We start from the raw sequence: 15,153 nt of genomic DNA, 5'->3' as shown, positions 1-15,153 counted from the left end.
GGGGAGTGTGGGCCCCGGCACCCGCCGCGCCATATGCACGAAACCTTTCCCGGGTATAGTCCAATCTTTAACGATATGGGCGGCTTGTACGCAACCTGTGCATGCCTCCCTGGACCCGTCACGGACCCGGAGGAACGCGGCATGCTCGAGGCGGCTGGCCTCACCACGGTCGAGGAGACCGTCTACCGGCTTCTTGTCAGCACCGTGACGGCCTCGGCCGAGGAGATCGCGGCACAGACGGGCCTCCCGCCCGGGCAGACGGAGGGCGTCCTCGCGTCCCTCGCCACCAAGGGGCTCGCCAGCCGCACCGACCGGCAGCCCCGGCACTACGCCGCCAGCCCGCCCGACGTGGCCCTGCTGCCGCGCCTGCAGCGTCACGCCGACGCCCTCGACAAGGCCCGCACCGCGGTGACCGACCTGCTGGAGAGCTACCGCAGCACCGTGCGGCGCCAGGACGCCGGCCAGCTTATAGAGGTCATCACCGGCGCCGAGGCGCTGCGCCAGCACCTGCGGCAGATGCAGGACAACGCGCGCCACGAGGTGCTCTGGTTCTGCAAGGCGGAGTACGTCGCCATGCCCTCGGGCAGCAATCGGGCCGAGTACGAGGCACTGGCCCGCGGCGTGCGCTACCGCGTCGTGTACGAGCGGGCGTTCTTCGACGACGACGGAGCCATTGACAACGTTGTTGAGGGCGTCCAGGCCGGCGAGATCGCCCGCTCCGTGCCCCACCTCCCGCTGCGTCTCGCCGTCGCCGACCGCACCATCGCCATCTGCCCACTGGTGCCTGGCGGCCCCCACGGCAGCCCGAACGAGCCGACCGCCGCCCTGCTGCGCGACAGCAGCCTCCTCGGGGCGCTGACCGCGCTCTTCGAGCGCTACTGGGAGGACGCGGTGCCGCTGCACGTCAGCGCGTCCGGCGCGATGAGCGGCGCCGACGGCGCCGACGAGACCGACCCCCTGAGCGAGACCGACCGCAGACTGCTCTCGCTGCTCGTCGCCGGCGTCGCGGACAAGGCCATCGCCAGCCAGATGGGCCTGAGCCGGCGCACCGTCCAGCGCCACATCCAGCACATGATGACCCTCGCCGGCGCCGCGACCCGCATGCAGCTGGCCTGGCAGGCGGCCCGCCGGGGCTGGCTCTGAGCAGGGTGCGGAGGGACCCGCGGCGGTAAGGTGAGAGGTGGCGCGAGTGCCCAAGGCCCCGGAGCGTTGGTGCCATGTCCCGACGTCACACCGCTCCCTCCAGCAGCGCCGAGGAGCTGTTGCACACTCTCGGACAGCTCACCGGCCGGATCCTCGAGCGGATCAAGATGCAGCAGGCCCGGGTGGAGCTGGCCGCAGCACTTCAGCGGCACACCCTCGGCGCCGCGCTCCCGACCGTCCCCGGCCTGCGGGTGGCCGGGCGGTACGCCCCCGCACGCGACGGACTCGACATCGGCGGCGACTGGTACGACGTGTTCCCCATGCCGGACGGCTCCGTCGGCTGCGCGATCGGCGACGTCCAGGGGCATGACGTCGAGGCCGCCGCCTACATGGGCCAGGTGCGGACCTGCCTGCGCGCCGTCGCCGTCGCCACCACGGAACCGGCCGAGGTGCTCGCGCGCACCAACGACCTGCTGATCTCCATGGGGTCCGGGCTCTTCGTGACGTGCTCCTTCCTCCGCTTCGACCCCGCGACCGGCGAACTGACCGACGCACGGGCCGGGCACGTCCCGGCGGTGTGGGCCACGACCGACGGCCGCTGCGAGGTCGTCCTCGACGACGGAGGGCTGCCGCTGGGCATCCTCGACGGCGAGAAGTACCCGTCGACCCGGCGCGTCCTCACCGGTACCGGCGCGTTCGTGCTGGTCACCGACGGCGTGGTGGAGGGTCCCGGGCACCCGATCGACGAGGGGCTGCAACGTGTCGCGGAGCTGGTCGGCGGCGACTGCGCCGCGGATCCCGACGAGCTGGCCGCCCGGGTGATCGCCGTGGCCGACTTGACCGGCCACAGCGACGACGCCGCTGTCCTGGTCCTGCGGCACGGCGGTCCGGAGGAGGCGGCCCCATGACCACGGCCGGCGAGCACCGCGAAGGGCCCCGGCGCCACGGCGCCACGGTCCTGTGGATCCTTGTCCTGGTCGCCGCCTACTACGGTGCGGCCCGCATCGGCCTGGAACAGCAGCTGGTCCGCGGACAGGTCACCCCGATGTGGCCGCCGACCGGCATCGCCCTGGTGGGCCTGCTGCTCGGGGGCATCCGGCTGTGGCCGGGGATCGCCATCGGCGCCTTCCTGGTCAACGTGGCGATCGGGCCGTCGATCCTCCCGGTGCTGGGGATCGCCGCCGGCAACACCATCGCGCCCGTCTGCGCCTGCCTGCTGCTGCGGAAAGTGGGGTTCCGCATCGAACTCGACCGGCTGCAGGACGCGCTCGCCCTGGTCTTCCTCGGGGCACTCGGCGGCATGCTGATCAGCGCGACGATCGGCAGCGGCGTGCTGGTGGCATCCGGCGCCGTGCCCGCGAGCAACTTCTGGCCCACCTGGTCGGTGTGGTGGACGGGCGACGCGATGGGGGTGCTGGTGATCGCGCCGCTGCTGCTGGTCCTGCGCACCGGCCGGCTGCCGCGCGGGGTCCGGGCGTACCGCTGGGTGGAGGCGCTGGCCCTGCTGGCCGGCACCGTGTTCGTCACGGAGGTGGCCACCCGCAGCACCCACGGGCTGCTCTTCCTCGTCTTCCCGCTGCTGATCTGGGCGGCCTTCCGCTTCCAGCTGGCCGGCGCCGCGCCCTGCGCCCTGATCACCTCGCTCATCGCGATCGGCGCCGCCGCGTCCGGCTCCGGCCCGTTCGCCGGGCACGACCTGTTCGCCAAGATGGTCACCCTCCAGGCATTCAACGGGTCCGCCGCGCTGACCGCCCTGCTGCTGGCGGCGATCGTCACCGAACGGGAGCACACCCGCCGGGAGATCGAGCAGGTCTGCCGCAGGCTCGGCGAGGCCCTGTCCCGGCTCGCGCCCGACGAGAAGATCGAGTACTGGGCGGCGGTTCCGCCGCGGGAGCGTGGCCGCTCCGAGTAGCGGCGCGGTTCCGCGCGTGCCGCGTACCGGGGTGGCGCTACTTTGAAGAGAGGCTCCACGGGGGCCGCCACAGCGGACGGAGGTGCCGGTGGGGACTGACGTCGGCAAGGATGCCGAGGGCCTGCCACGGCTGCAGCTCGACGAGTTGCTGGACGAGCTGCAGACGCGCATCGACGCGGCGCGGGGGACGCGGGACCGGGTGCACAGCCTGCTGGAGGCGGTGCTGTCGGTCGGGCGCGAGCTGGCCCTGCCGCAGGTGCTGCAGCGGATCGTCGAGGCCGCGGTGCTGCTGGTGGACGCCCGGTACGGGGCCCTGGGCGTGATCGGTGACGACGCGCGGCTGGCGCAGTTCCTGCCGGTGGGGGTGAGTGAGCAGCAGATCGAGGCGATCGGGCCGCTGCCCTCGGGACACGGCATCCTGGGCGAGCTCATCCGTCATCCGGCGCCGCTGCGCCTGGAGGAGATCTCGCGGCACCCGGCCTCGTACGGCTTCCCGGCGAACCATCCGCCGATGCACTCGTTCCTGGGGGTGCCGATCCGGGTCCGCGACGAGGTGTTCGGCAACCTGTACCTGACCGAGAAGCGGGGCGGCGAGGAGTTCGACGGGGAGGACGAGTCGGTGCTGTCCACGCTGGCCGTGGCGGCGGGCGTGGCGATCGACAACGCCCGGCTGTACGAGGAGGCCCGGACGAGGCAGCGCTGGCTGGAGGCGAACGCCGAGATCACCAGCGGTCTGCTGTCGGACATCGCGGAGACCTCGGTGCTGGAGCTGATCGTCGAGCACGCGCGGCGCATCCTCGGCGCCGACCTGGGGGTGCTGGCGCTGCCGACCGAGGGCGGCGACGGGATCACGGTGGCGATCGCCACCGGCACCGACGCCGACGTCCACCGGGGGCTGACACTGCCGCAGGAAGGGTCCTTCACCGGGGCGGCGATGGCCGCGAACGAGCCGTTGACCAGTTGCGACATCCAACACGACCCGCGCGTGGTCGCGGGCCCGCCCCGGTTCGGCGGACTCGGCCCGGCGGTGGCGGTGCCGATGGCGACCCCGCAGGGGGTGCGCGGCGCGCTGCTGCTGGCCCGCGCCGAGGGGGAGCCGGGCTTCACGGAGACCGAGACGGCGCCGCTGATGGGCTTCGCCGGCGCGGCGGCACTGGCGATGGAACTGGCCGATCGCCGGCGGGCGGCCGAGCAGCTGGTCCTTCTGGAGGACCACGACCGGATCGCCCGCGATCTGCACGACCTGGCGATCCAGCGGCTCTTCGCGACCGGGATGACACTGCAGAGCGCGATGCGGTTCGTGGACCATCCGCAGGCGAGCGAACGGCTGCTGCGGGCGGTGGACGACCTGGACGAGACGATCAAGATCATCCGCTCGACGATCTTCGGGCTGCGCAGCCACGAGACCGGCCCCGGCCGCCAGGGGCTGCGGGTCCGCACGGTCCGTGCGCTGGAGGAGGCGGTGCCCGCCCTGGGCTTCACCCCGTCGCTGCGCATGGAGGGGCTGATCGACACCGATGTGCCCGCCCAGGTCGCGGACCACGTGGTGGCGGTGCTCGGCGAGGCCCTGTCGAACGTGGCCCGCCACGCCCGGGCCCACGCCGCGGAGATCTCCCTGGTGGTCGGCTCGGGGGCGCTGACTCTCACCGTCAGCGACGACGGTGTCGGCATCCCGGAGGGCGGGCGCCGCAGCGGCCTCGCCAATCTCGCGCAGCGCGCGGAGAGACTGGGCGGCACGCTGACCGCCGAGGCACCGGACCACGGGGGCACCCGCCTGGTCTGGCGGGTGCCCACCGACGGCGGCCGCCCGGCCTGATCAGTCCCGCTCGGCGGCCTGGCGGGCCGGCATCCGCGGAGCGCCGCCGGCGGCCGCCCCGGAGCCGAACCGGATCAGCATCTGCACCAGACCCGGGCCGCAGTCCGTGGTCCGCATCGCCGCCCGCAGATCCGGCCACTCCAGCGCCTGGTGCAGCAGCGACGCCTGGACGGTGTGCGCGGTGGCGAGCAGTACGACGTGCTCCATGGCCTGCCCCGCCCGCAGCCAGTCCGCACACGAGTCGTGCGGGGTGCACAGGACGGCTACCAGGGGCCGCCGTTCGGGATCGGCGCACGGAGTCGTCACGGCGCCGGAGTCCTCGTGGATCCGGCCCCCGGAACCGACGGCGCGGCCTGTGCCGGCGGCGGGACCGCGCTGCTCCGCCTCGGCGGTGAGCCGCAGCAGGCGCAGCGCCTCCTCGGTGCGCGGCAGGGCCAGCGAGGCGCCCTCCGAGTGCGCGGCGTCGATCAGCTCCAGCACGACCGCCCCGGTCGGGCAGTGCGCGAAGAACGTCGTACGACAGCTGTGCCGGCGCCAGATCGCGTCGTACAGGTCCCGGAACGGGCGGTTGCCGACAAGGCGCGGGCCGGACGGCCGTACGGTGGCGAGCAGGTCGGGGTCGGCGGGGACGGGCAGCAGGCGTACGACCGGCTCCCAGCCGAAGTGGGCCAGCGCGACCCGCAGGTTGAACACCGCCGCGCCGACCGAGACGTGCAGGGCACGGGCGGCCGCGTCCGACTCGGGCACGCCGCCCGGCTCGGGGACCGCGCGCACCTGGAAGGTGCCGGTGTCGGGATCCAGGCGGTACCGCCAGGGCCGGCTGCCGCGGAACGAGGGCGCCGCGACCGCGGCGGAGATGAGCTTCTCCAGCGTCGCCCCGTTGAGTGTGGTGGGATTCATGGCGCGCTCCCTCCAGCCGACGTACGGTCTCACCTTGCACGCCCCGCCGCCCGGGCGGGAGGGCCGACCGGCCCCGCCGCGGGGGGCCGCCGGGGCACGACGTCAGGGGCCGGATCCCGGCGCGGCGCCTCCGGGCTGGTGCTGGGTGGCGAGCACGGCGGCCTGGATGCGGCGTTCCACGCCGAGCTTTCCCAGCATCCGGGAGATGTGGTTCTTGACCGTCTTCTCCGACAGGAACAGCCGCTTGCCGATCTGGCGGTTGGTCAGCCCCTCGCCGATGAGCTCCAGGATCTCCCGCTCGCGCGGGGTGAGCCCGGCCAGCGCCTCGTCCTGCGGTTCGGGCGGCTGCTCGTGCTCGCGCAGGCTGTTCATCAGGCGGGCGGTGGTGGCGGGGTCGAGCATCGACTGGCCGGAGGCCACGGTGCGGACGGCGGAGACCAGGTCGGAGCCCTTGATCTGCTTCAGTACGTAGCCGGCGGCGCCGGCCATGATCGCGTCGAGCAGGGCGTCGTCGTCGTCGAAGGAGGTCAGCATCAGGCAGGCCAGTCCCGGCATGCGCGAGCGCAGTTCGCGGCAGACACCGATCCCGTCGCCGTCCGGCAGGCGCACGTCGAGGATCGCCACGTCCGGCCGCAGGGCCGGTGCCCGCGCGAGGGCGTGGTCGACCGTGCCGGCTTCGCCCGCCACCTCGATGTCCGGTTCCGCGTCGAGCAGATCGTGCAGCCCGCGCCGCACCACCTCGTGGTCGTCGACCAGGAACACCCTGATCGGCGTCTGCGCGGTGAACTCCCGTGCCTCGCTCATCCCGGCCCCTCGCCCTCCGCTGTCGCCGGCACCGCCGGATCCCCCGATCATCGCCCGGGCGGCCCCCCGGCGACAGGGCCGAACGGACCACCCGCAGGTCAGTGCGCCGTGCCGCTGCCCTGCGGACCGTAGAGGTCGAGCAGCCGGGCGCGGGCGCCCTGCAGCCGGTGCGAGACGATCTGCGCGATGCGCCCGGCGACCGCGCGCCCGAAGACCGCGTCGGCCTCGCACAGCGCACGTACCACCGTCGCGTCGAACTCGTCCGCCCGCACCGGGCTCTGCGTCCGCGCGCCCAGGTGCCAGGAGTAGGGCGGGAAGAGCCAGGAGCAGCCGAGCAGGTCGCCCGGGCCGAGGGTCTCGACCACGGCGGGCTGCCGGCCGGGAACGTGCAGGTCGAGCGCGACCGAGCCGGATCGGATGATCCAGAACCGGTCGGCCCTGTGTCCCTCCTCGAAGATCCGGGCCCGGGCCGGGAAGGACACGTCGCGCGCGAGTTCCAGCAGGCGCCCGCGGGTCTCCGGGGGCAGCGCGTCGAGCAGGCCCGTCGTGGTGGTGGTCATCGCCGTCCTCCCTCTCGTCCGGTACGCCCCTGGCTCCAGGGTCCGTCAGGACGCGGGACCGCGAGGAGGGGCCGACCGGCCCCCATGGCGGGCCGTCGGGGGCACCGCGCCGATCTGCTCGCCGCGGACCTCCCCGGCGGGGAGGATGAGCCCATGCCGTCAGCCGTGTCCACGCCCTCCGGGCCACCGAAGAGGTCCACCACGAAGCGGGGGTGGCGCGGGCTGCTGCCGGGCCTGGCCACCCTCACCGGCTACCGCAGGACGTGGCTGCGCGGCGACCTGCTCGCCGGCATCACGGTGGCGGCGTACCTCGTACCGCAGGTCATGGCCTATGCGGAGCTGGCGGGGCTGCCCCCGGTCGCCGGGCTGTGGGCCGTCCTCGCCCCGCTCGCGCTGTACGCCCTGCTGGGATCGTCCCGGCAGCTGTCGGTCGGCCCCGAGTCCACGACCGCGCTGATGACGGCGACCGCGGTCGCGCCGCTGGCGTCGGGCGACCCCGGCCGCTACGCCGTGCTCGCGGCGGCGCTCGCCGTCGTGGTGGGCCTGCTGGCCGTGGTGGCGTGGGCGGTACGGGCGGGCTTCGTCGCCGATCTGCTGTCCCGGCCCGTACTCGTCGGCTATCTGGCCGGAGTGGCGTTCATCATGATCATCGACCAGCTGCCCAAACTGACCGGAGTGCCGGTCACAGGCGACGCGTTCTTCCCCCAGCTGGTCTCCTTCGTACGGAACCTGCCGCAGGCCCAGGTGGGGACGGTGGTCTTCGCCGCCGCGGCGCTGCTCTTCCTCTTCCTGGTCCAGCGATACGTCCCCCGGGCGCCGGGGCCGCTCCTCGCGGTGGTGATCGGCACGGTCGTCGTCGGCGTGTTCGGGCTGGAGGAGCACGGCATCGCGGTCATCGGCCAGGTCCCCGCCGGCCTGCCCAGTCCGGAGCTGCCCACCCCGGGCGACCTGGCCCGTCTGCTGCTGCCCGCCGTGGGGGTGCTGCTGGTGGGGTACACCGACTTCGTCCTCACCGCGCGGGCCTTCGCCGGCCCGGACGCCGACCGCCTCGACAACAACCAGGAACTGCTCGCCCTGGGCGCCGCCAACCTGGGAGCGGGCGCCCTGCACGGCTTCCCGGTCAGCAGCAGCGCGAGCCGCACCGCGCTCGGCGTATCGGCGGGCAGCCGCACTCAGCTCTACTCGCTGGTCACGCTGGTCGCGGTGGTCTGCGTCCTGCTGTTCCTGAACCCGGTGCTGTCCGCGATGCCCTCCACCGTCCTCGGCGCCATCGTGGTCTTCGCCGCCTGCCGGCTGATCGACCTCGCAGGATTCCGCCGCCTGGCCGCGTTCCGCCGCCGCGAACTGCTGCTGGCCCTCGCGTGTCTGGTGGGCGTGCTCGCCCTCGACATCCTGTACGGCGTCATGGTCGCCGTCGCCCTGTCGGTCGCGGAGATGCTGGTCCGCGTGGCCCGCCCGCACGACGCCGTCGAGGGTCTGGTGCCGGGCCTCGCCGGCATGCACGACGTGGACGACTACCCCGAGGCCCGCACGATCCCCGGACTGCTCGTCTACCGCTACGACTCGCCACTGTTCTTCGCCAACGCCGAGGACTTCCGGCGCCGCGCCCTCGCCTCCGTCGACCGGCAGCACGACAAGGTGCGGTGGTTCGTCCTCAACACCGAGGCCAACGTCGAGGTCGACATCACCGCCCTGGACGCCCTGGACGCCCTGCGCCGCGAACTGGCCGAGCGCGGCATCGTCCTCGCGCTCGCCCGCGTCAAGCAGGACCTGCTGGACGACCTGGACGCGTACGGGCTGACCGGGACGGTGGGCCGGGAACGCATCTTCCCCACCCTGCCGACTGCGGTCGAGGCCTACCGCGCCTGGGCGGAACGCGGTGACGGAGCGGACGGCGACGCCGGAAGCGGCGGGAGCGGGGACGGGGCGCACTGAGGGCGGCGAAGCACGGAACGGCCCCGGGCGGGGAAGTCTGTGGGCAGGCCGCCCGAGCACCTCGCCGGCGCGGCTGCCGAGGGGGGAGCGCACATGACCAAGGGGAAACAGCGCGCCGACGCGAAGAGCCCGGACTCCCTGGCGCCCGGGGAGGTGTCGGATTCCGAACGGCTGCTGTTCGGCGGCCCGTTGCGGTATGACATGGGCTGGAACAAGCACGACGGCTCCTTCCTGGAGCTGGGCCTGCGCTCGATGATCCGGCGGCTGCCGCAGCTGATCGCGACCACCGTGCGCCTGGCCCACCGGGCCGATCCGCGGGCCCTGCGCGTCGTGGTGTGCGCCGAGGTCGGCCGAGGGGTCGTCCAGGCGGTGGGGCTCGTCGCCGTCAACAGGGTGCTCGAGCGGCTGCTCGCGCCCGGCGACACCACCGAGCGGCTCACGGGCGCCGCCCCGGCGCTGGCGTTCGTGGCCCTCGCCGCGCTGGCCGGGGCGCTGCTGCGCTCGGCCTCCACGGCCGGTACCGGAAGGCTGGAGCCGACCGTGGAGCGCGCCGCCACCGAGATGTACCTGGAACGGGTCGCCCGCGTGGAGCTCGCGGCCGTGGAGGACGACGAGTTCCACAAGCTGCTGGATTCGGCCTCCTGGGGGGCCGCGTCCGCCCGGCGAATGATCAACTACTGCACGTCGGTGGTCAACGCGCTGATCTCGCTGGTCGCGGCGGCCGGTGTGCTGACCGCGCTGCACCCCGCGCTGCTCCCGCTGCTCGCCGTGATGACGCTGCCCAGCGCCTGGAGCGCGCTCACCATCGCCCGCCGCCGCTACGTCTCCTTCCACAACTGGGTGCAGCACGCCCGCGCGGGCCAGCTGCTGGGCCGTCTGCTGATCGAGGTGCACGCGGCGCCCGAGGTGCGCGTCCACAACCTCGGGCCGTTCCTGCTGGGGCACTTCAGGGCCATGGCGGAGAACGGCGAGCGGGAGCAGACCCGGCTCGCGCGGCTCGCCGCGCGCACCGGACTGATCGCCTCGGCGTGGACCGGGCTCGCGACCGCCTCCACGTACGGCGTGCTGGGCGCGCTGATGTGGAGCGGCGCGATGGCGCTGTCCGTGGCGGGCACGGCCGTGATCGCCATCCGCACCGGCTCCGCCGCCCTGGACCGGCTCGTCGTCCAACTCGGCGACCTCCACGAGGAGGCGCTGTTCGTCGCCGACCTGGAGCGCCTGTGCGCCGAGGCGGAACGCCGGGTCATCCCGCAGGGCGGCCGTCGACTGCCGGAACAGGTCGAGGCGATCCACTTCGAGAAGGTCAGCTTCAGCTATCCGGCCTCCCCCGTCGAGTCCGGCGCCGGGGTCGTGAAGGCACCCGCCCTCTGCGAGGTCGACGTCACCATTCCCATCGGCCGGGTCGTCGCCCTCGTCGGCCGCAACGGCAGCGGCAAGACCACCCTGGCCAAGCTGCTGTGCGGGCTGTACGCCCCGGACTCCGGGCGCATCCGCTGGGACGACGTGGACGCCGCCCACGCCGACCCCCGCCAGATCACCGACCGGATCGCCCTGGTCTCGCAGGACGCGTACCGCTGGCCGTTCACGGCGCGGGTCAACGTCGGGATCGGCCGCCCCGACGCCTTCCTCTCCGACGAGCGGCTCGACGCCGCAGCCCGCTACTCCGGCGCCGACGAGGTCGTCGCGGGCCTGCCGCGCGGCTGGGACACCCTGCTGGGCCGCGGCTACAAGGGCGGCCACGAGATATCCGGCGGACAGTGGCAGCGGCTGCAGTTGAGCCGCGCCCAGTACCGCGACGCCCGGATCCTCATCGTCGACGAGCCGACCAGCGCCCTGGACGCCCAGGCCGAGCAGCGGGTCTTCGACCTGATCCGGGAGCTCGCCGCCGACGGCCAGACGGTCGTCCTGATCACGCACCGGCTGCACAGCGTCCGGCACGCCGACGAGATCTACGTCCTGGACCGGGGCCGCGTCGTCGAGCACGGCGCCTTCACCGACCTGATGCGCCCGGGGGCCGGCACGGGGGCCTTCCGCGAGATGTACCTGATCCAGTCGCGTCAGTACCAGCATCCCGAGGGCACCTGAGGGACCTGAGGGCATCGCGGGCCCCGCTACGCCAGCAGCCGGTGCCGTTCCGCCCATTTGGTGACGGCCGCCGCGATGGCCTCGGGCTGGTCCTCCGGCGCGTGGTGGCCGGCGGGTCCGCAGTGCTCGGTCTCCAGGGCCGCGATGCGGTCGGCGCACCAGGCCGCCGTCCCGTCCCCGATCATCAGCGTCGGGGACGAGTCGAAGGTCAGCAGCAGCTTGGGCACGTCCGGGCTGTCCGCCAGCCAGGCGTCGTACCGCTCGATGCGCGCGACCACGTCCGCCGGTTCGCCCTCCAGCGGCATCGCGCGCGGCCACTCCAGCAGCGGCCGGCGGCTCTCGGGGGTGGGGTAGGGGCGGCGGTAGACGTCGTGGTCCTCCGGGCTGATCCCGGAGAGCACGGTCGGGCCGAAGCCCTGCTCGATGAAGGCGTTCTCCTCCAGGACGAGGCGTTCGCCGACTCCGGGCGTACGGAAGGCGGTGAAGCGGTCGCGTGCGGCGGCGGGGAAGTCGTCCCAGGTCATCGGCCGGACGATGGTCTCCAGGAAGACCAGGCCGCGGGTCCGCCCGGGACGGCGGGCGGCCCGGTCGAAGGCGAGGGCGCCGCCCCAGTCGTGGCCCACCAGCACGGTCTCTCCGTCCAGCCCGAGCGCGTCGAACCAGGCGTCGAGGTAACGGGCGTGGTCGTCGAACCGGTAGGGCAGGTCCGGCTTGCCCGAGCGGCCCATGCCGATCAGGTCGGGTGCCAGGCAGCGGGCGTCCCCGCCGATCCGGGGCAGCACGTGCCGCCACAGGTGGGAGGAGGTGGGATTGCCGTGCAGGAAGACGACGGGGGTGCCGTCGCGGCTCCCGGTCTCCTCGTAGTACATGGTCGAGTCGAGCACGTCGATCACGGGCATGGCGCGCCCTTCCATATCGTTGGTGACACTAACGTTTGCGGCACTAACGAAATTAGGTCGTTAGGGCCACTAACGCAAGGGGGTAGGATCGCCGTCGTGAACACGAGGGACACGGGTGACGGGCCGGCGGAGGGCCCCGCCCCGCTGCGGGAACTGCCCAGCAGACTGCTGTCGCTGACCGCGCTGACCGCCGACCGCCTGGTGAACGAGGGGCTGGCCGGCCTGGACGCCCGCAAGTGGCACTACGCGGCCCTCGCCACATTGCGCGAGTCCGGACCGGCGAGCCAGGCCGCGCTGAGCCGTCGCACCGGCATCTACCGCAGCGACCTCGTCGCGGTCATCAACGAACTGGCCGGGCGCGGGCTCGTGGAGCGGGCGCCCGACCCCGACGACCGCCGCCGCAACGTCATCACCATGACCGCGCGGGGCCGCGCGCACCTGCGCCGGCTCGACGCGCTGCTCGCGCAGGTGCAGGACGAACTCCTGGCACCGCTCAGCGGGCCCGAGCGCGAGCAACTGACCGGGCTGCTGGCCCGGCTGCTCGACCATCACCACGCCCGTCAGGCGATGGACTGAGGGCCGGCCGCCGCGGCACTACCAGCTGTACTGGGTCACCGGCGGCTCGCAGAGCTCGAAGACGAGCTCGTTCGCGTCGGCCTCCGGCGTACGTGCCACCCGGACGCGTGCGCCGCTGCGCACCTGCATCGGTGACGCGCCGACAATCCGGCCGCGCACCGAGAATCCCTCGGTGAGATCGACCAGGGACATGTCCCGCATGGAGCGGACGATCACCCCCGTGCCGTCGCTGCGCACCTCGTCGAGGTCCGTGGAGGCACAGGTGGGACAGAGGAGGCGCTGGAAGGCGGTGTTGCCGCACCAACGGCAGCGCTGGACCAGCAGCCCGCCGTCAACCGATTCGTCGTGCGCGTCGAGAGTCCGGTCATTCATGGCGCACACCATATGGCACTCAGTGCACTTTGGGAAGGCACTGAGTGCCTTACGCGGACGGGCTCTCCTCGGCCAGGCCCGCCTCGATCTCCCGGACCACCCGCCACATGGGCGTCCGCCGTTTGGTGATCACGATCACCACGTCGTCCTCCGCCTCCGGTGAGCCCTGCCGCGCGGCGCCCTCCCCGTTCCAGGCGGTGCGTACATACTCCAGAGCGTGGTCCACGGCCGCGCCGGCGTCGCCCTCCGCGCCGGAACGGAGCCAGGAGCGCAGGCCGTTGTTGTGCGCGGCGACCACGGCGGCCGCGATCACGTCGGCCCGGAGCTTGCCGTCGGGGCGGTCGGCGTAGCGGCCGCCGAGGTACTCGGCGAGCGCGCGCTCGTAGCGCCAGACGACCGAGAGTTCGTACGCCCGCAGCCCGGGCACCTGCTTGGTGAGGCGGTAGCGCTGCACGGAGAAGGTGGGGTTCTCGGCGTACATGTTCAGCACCAGGCGCGCCGCGTCGCAGACCCGGGTCACCGGGTCGTCCGTGTCGGCGCTGGCCTCCAGGAACCGGGTCATGTCGGCGAGGGCGCGCTCATGGTCGGGGAAGACCACGTCTTCCTTGGAGGGGAAGTAGCGGAAGAACGACCGGCGGCCGACGCCCGCGAGGGTGACGATGTCGTCGATCGTGGTCGCCTCGTAGCCGCGTTCCAGGAAGAGCTGGAAGGCCGCGGCGACGAGCGCGTCCCGCATCGGGGGCTTCGTGGTCATGGAGGCGAACCTAACACCGGGGGCCGATCGATCGATGGCACTGAGTGTGCATAATTGAGGGTACTCGATGCCATGAATGCCTGACGCGGACTGGAGTAACGGACGTGAGTGACAATTTCGACCTCTTCCGGACGTCGGAGGAGCACGACATGCTCCGGGACGCGGTGCGTTCGCTGGCCGAGGCGAAGATCGCGCCGTTCGCCGCGGAGGTGGACGAGCTGGGACGGTTCCCGCAGGAGGCGCGGGAGGCGCTGGAGGCGAACGACCTGCACGCGGTGCACGTGCCGGAGGCGTTCGGGGGCGCGGGTGCGGACGCGCTCTCCACGGTGATCGTGATCGAGGAGGTGGCGCGGGTGTGCGCCTCGTCCTCGCTGATCCCGGCGGTGAACAAGCTGGGGTCGCTGCCGGTGCAGCTGTCGGGCTCGCAGGAGCTGCAGGCGAAGTACCTGGGCGCGCTGGCGCGCGGTGAGGGGATGTTCTCCTACTGCCTGTCGGAGCCGGAGGCCGGCTCGGACGCGGCGGGGATGAAGACCCGTGCGGTGCGCGACGGCGACGAGTGGGTGCTCAACGGCGTCAAGCGCTGGATCACCAACGCGGGGGTGTCGGAGTTCTACACCGTCATGGCCGTGACCGACCCGGACAAGCGCTCCAAGGGCATATCGGCCTTCGTGGTGGAGAAGGGCGACGAGGGCGTGTCCTTCGGTGCGCCGGAGAAGAAGCTGGGCATCAAGGGGTCGCCGACGCGCGAGGTGTACTTCGACAACGTGCGGATCCCCGCGGACCGCATGATCGGCGCGGAGGGCACGGGCTTCGCCACGGCGATGCGCACCCTGGACCACACGCGGGTGACGATCGCCGCCCAGGCGATCGGCATCGCGCAGGGCGCGCTGGACTACGCCAAGGGCTACGTCAAGGAGCGCAAGCAGTTCGGCAAGGCGATCGCCGAGTTCCAGGGCATTCAGTTCATGCTGGCGGACATGGCGATGAAGCTGGAGGCGGCGCGGCAGCTGACCTACGCGGCGGCGGCGAAGTCGGAGCGCAGTCAGGCCGCCGGCCGGGAGGAAGGCCTGACGTTCTTCGGTGCGGCGGCCAAGTGCTACGCGTCGGACGCGGCGATGGAGATCACCACGGACGCGGTGCAGTTGCTCGGTGGTTACGGGTACACGCGGGACTACCCGGTGGAGCGGATGATGCGCGACGCCAAGATCACCCAGATCTACGAGGGCACCAACCAGGTCCAGCGCATCGTCATGGCCCGCAACCTGCCGTAATCAGCAAACCGAGAGTGTGGAGGGACATCAAGTGAGCTTGAGGATCGTTGTCGCAGTGAAGTATGTGCCCGATGCCACGGGTGATCGTCACTTCGCGGGGGATCTGACCACGGATCGGGATGCGGT

14 protein-coding genes and 1 pseudogene are annotated in these 15,153 nt (G+C 72.8%); 9 read left to right on the top strand and 6 right to left on the bottom strand.

What is annotated here, in order from left to right; all coding sequences use genetic code 11:
- The first annotated feature begins 141 nt into the window (after positions 1–141).
- The 4 genes from ACWDAS_RS18455 to ACWDAS_RS18440 all read left to right on the top strand — a co-directional run bounded on the left by ACWDAS_RS18455 (position 142) and on the right by ACWDAS_RS18440 (position 4,871).
- Positions 142–1,143, top strand: coding sequence for a helix-turn-helix transcriptional regulator (locus tag ACWDAS_RS18455; RefSeq protein ID WP_450391700.1), 1,002 nt, complete (start codon positions 142–144; stop codon positions 1,141–1,143).
- A gap of 74 nt (positions 1,144–1,217) precedes the next feature.
- On the top strand, positions 1,218–2,051 hold the full coding sequence (locus ACWDAS_RS18450; RefSeq protein ID WP_450391697.1) for a PP2C family protein-serine/threonine phosphatase: 834 nt from the start codon (positions 1,218–1,220) through the stop codon (positions 2,049–2,051).
- Entirely contained in the window at positions 2,048–3,055 is a 1,008-nt protein-coding gene (locus ACWDAS_RS18445; RefSeq protein WP_450391694.1) for an MASE1 domain-containing protein, read from the top strand. The genes ACWDAS_RS18450 and ACWDAS_RS18445 overlap by 4 nt, the downstream gene beginning before the upstream one ends.
- Positions 3,056–3,143: 88 nt before the next feature.
- Positions 3,144–4,871, top strand: a complete 1,728-nt coding sequence (locus ACWDAS_RS18440) for a GAF domain-containing protein (RefSeq protein WP_450391691.1) — start codon at positions 3,144–3,146, stop codon at positions 4,869–4,871.
- On the opposite strand, the gene ACWDAS_RS18435 is transcribed toward ACWDAS_RS18440, so the two are convergent.
- The 3 genes from ACWDAS_RS18435 to ACWDAS_RS18425 all read right to left on the bottom strand — a co-directional run bounded on the left by ACWDAS_RS18435 (position 4,872) and on the right by ACWDAS_RS18425 (position 7,135).
- Positions 4,872–5,771, bottom strand: coding sequence for a hypothetical protein (locus ACWDAS_RS18435; RefSeq protein ID WP_450391689.1), 900 nt, complete (start codon positions 5,769–5,771; stop codon positions 4,872–4,874).
- Between the two features lie 102 nt (positions 5,772–5,873).
- Positions 5,874–6,575 (bottom strand): response regulator, encoded by a 702-nt coding sequence (locus tag ACWDAS_RS18430; protein WP_450391687.1) that lies wholly within the window; start codon positions 6,573–6,575, stop codon positions 5,874–5,876.
- A 98-nt stretch (positions 6,576–6,673) separates the two neighbouring features.
- Positions 6,674–7,135, bottom strand: a complete 462-nt coding sequence (locus tag ACWDAS_RS18425; RefSeq protein ID WP_450391685.1) for a Crp/Fnr family transcriptional regulator — start codon at positions 7,133–7,135, stop codon at positions 6,674–6,676.
- 153 nt (positions 7,136–7,288) lie between these two features.
- Between ACWDAS_RS18425 and sulP the strand changes: the two genes are divergently transcribed.
- Together sulP and ACWDAS_RS18415 are read left to right on the top strand one after the other, a co-directional pair.
- Positions 7,289–9,070 carry a sulfate permease gene (sulP, locus tag ACWDAS_RS18420; RefSeq protein ID WP_450391682.1) on the top strand — a complete coding sequence of 594 codons (1,782 nt, stop codon included), beginning with the start codon at positions 7,289–7,291 and terminating at the stop codon, positions 9,068–9,070.
- Positions 9,071–9,163: 93 nt separating this feature from the next.
- Entirely contained in the window at positions 9,164–11,155 is a 1,992-nt protein-coding gene (locus ACWDAS_RS18415) for an ABC transporter ATP-binding protein (RefSeq protein WP_450391679.1), read from the top strand.
- A 26-nt stretch (positions 11,156–11,181) separates the two neighbouring features.
- On the opposite strand, the gene ACWDAS_RS18410 is transcribed toward ACWDAS_RS18415, so the two are convergent.
- Positions 11,182–12,054 carry a haloalkane dehalogenase gene (locus ACWDAS_RS18410; protein ID WP_450391676.1) on the bottom strand — a complete coding sequence of 291 codons (873 nt, stop codon included), beginning with the start codon at positions 12,052–12,054 and terminating at the stop codon, positions 11,182–11,184.
- A gap of 87 nt (positions 12,055–12,141) precedes the next feature.
- On the opposite strand from ACWDAS_RS18410, the gene ACWDAS_RS18405 reads away from it, so the two are divergent.
- Positions 12,142–12,630: a MarR family winged helix-turn-helix transcriptional regulator gene (locus ACWDAS_RS18405; protein WP_450392131.1), complete on the top strand. Its 489-nt coding sequence runs from the start codon at positions 12,142–12,144 to the stop codon at positions 12,628–12,630.
- A gap of 18 nt (positions 12,631–12,648) precedes the next feature.
- Here the strand turns inward: ACWDAS_RS18405 and ACWDAS_RS18400 are convergent, their stop codons facing one another.
- A complete protein-coding gene (locus ACWDAS_RS18400) occupies positions 12,649–13,002 on the bottom strand; it encodes a Zn-ribbon domain-containing OB-fold protein (protein WP_450391673.1) in 354 nt (117 codons plus the stop codon).
- Between the two features lie 49 nt (positions 13,003–13,051).
- Complete coding sequence (locus ACWDAS_RS18395; RefSeq protein WP_450391671.1) at positions 13,052–13,756, bottom strand: TetR family transcriptional regulator; 705 nt, start codon at positions 13,754–13,756, stop codon at positions 13,052–13,054.
- A 104-nt stretch (positions 13,757–13,860) separates the two neighbouring features.
- Between ACWDAS_RS18395 and ACWDAS_RS18390 the strand changes: the two genes are divergently transcribed.
- On the top strand, positions 13,861–15,027 hold the full coding sequence (locus ACWDAS_RS18390; RefSeq protein ID WP_450391668.1) for an acyl-CoA dehydrogenase family protein: 1,167 nt from the start codon (positions 13,861–13,863) through the stop codon (positions 15,025–15,027).
- Between the two features lie 31 nt (positions 15,028–15,058).
- Positions 15,059–15,153, top strand: a pseudogene (locus ACWDAS_RS18385) (electron transfer flavoprotein subunit beta); the annotation flags it as partial.

The sequence above is a fragment of the Streptomyces sp. NPDC001070 genome (assembly GCF_053598835.1).
The sequence above is the reverse complement of the archived record's forward strand: the minus strand, read 5'-3'. Positions and strand labels throughout refer to the sequence as shown.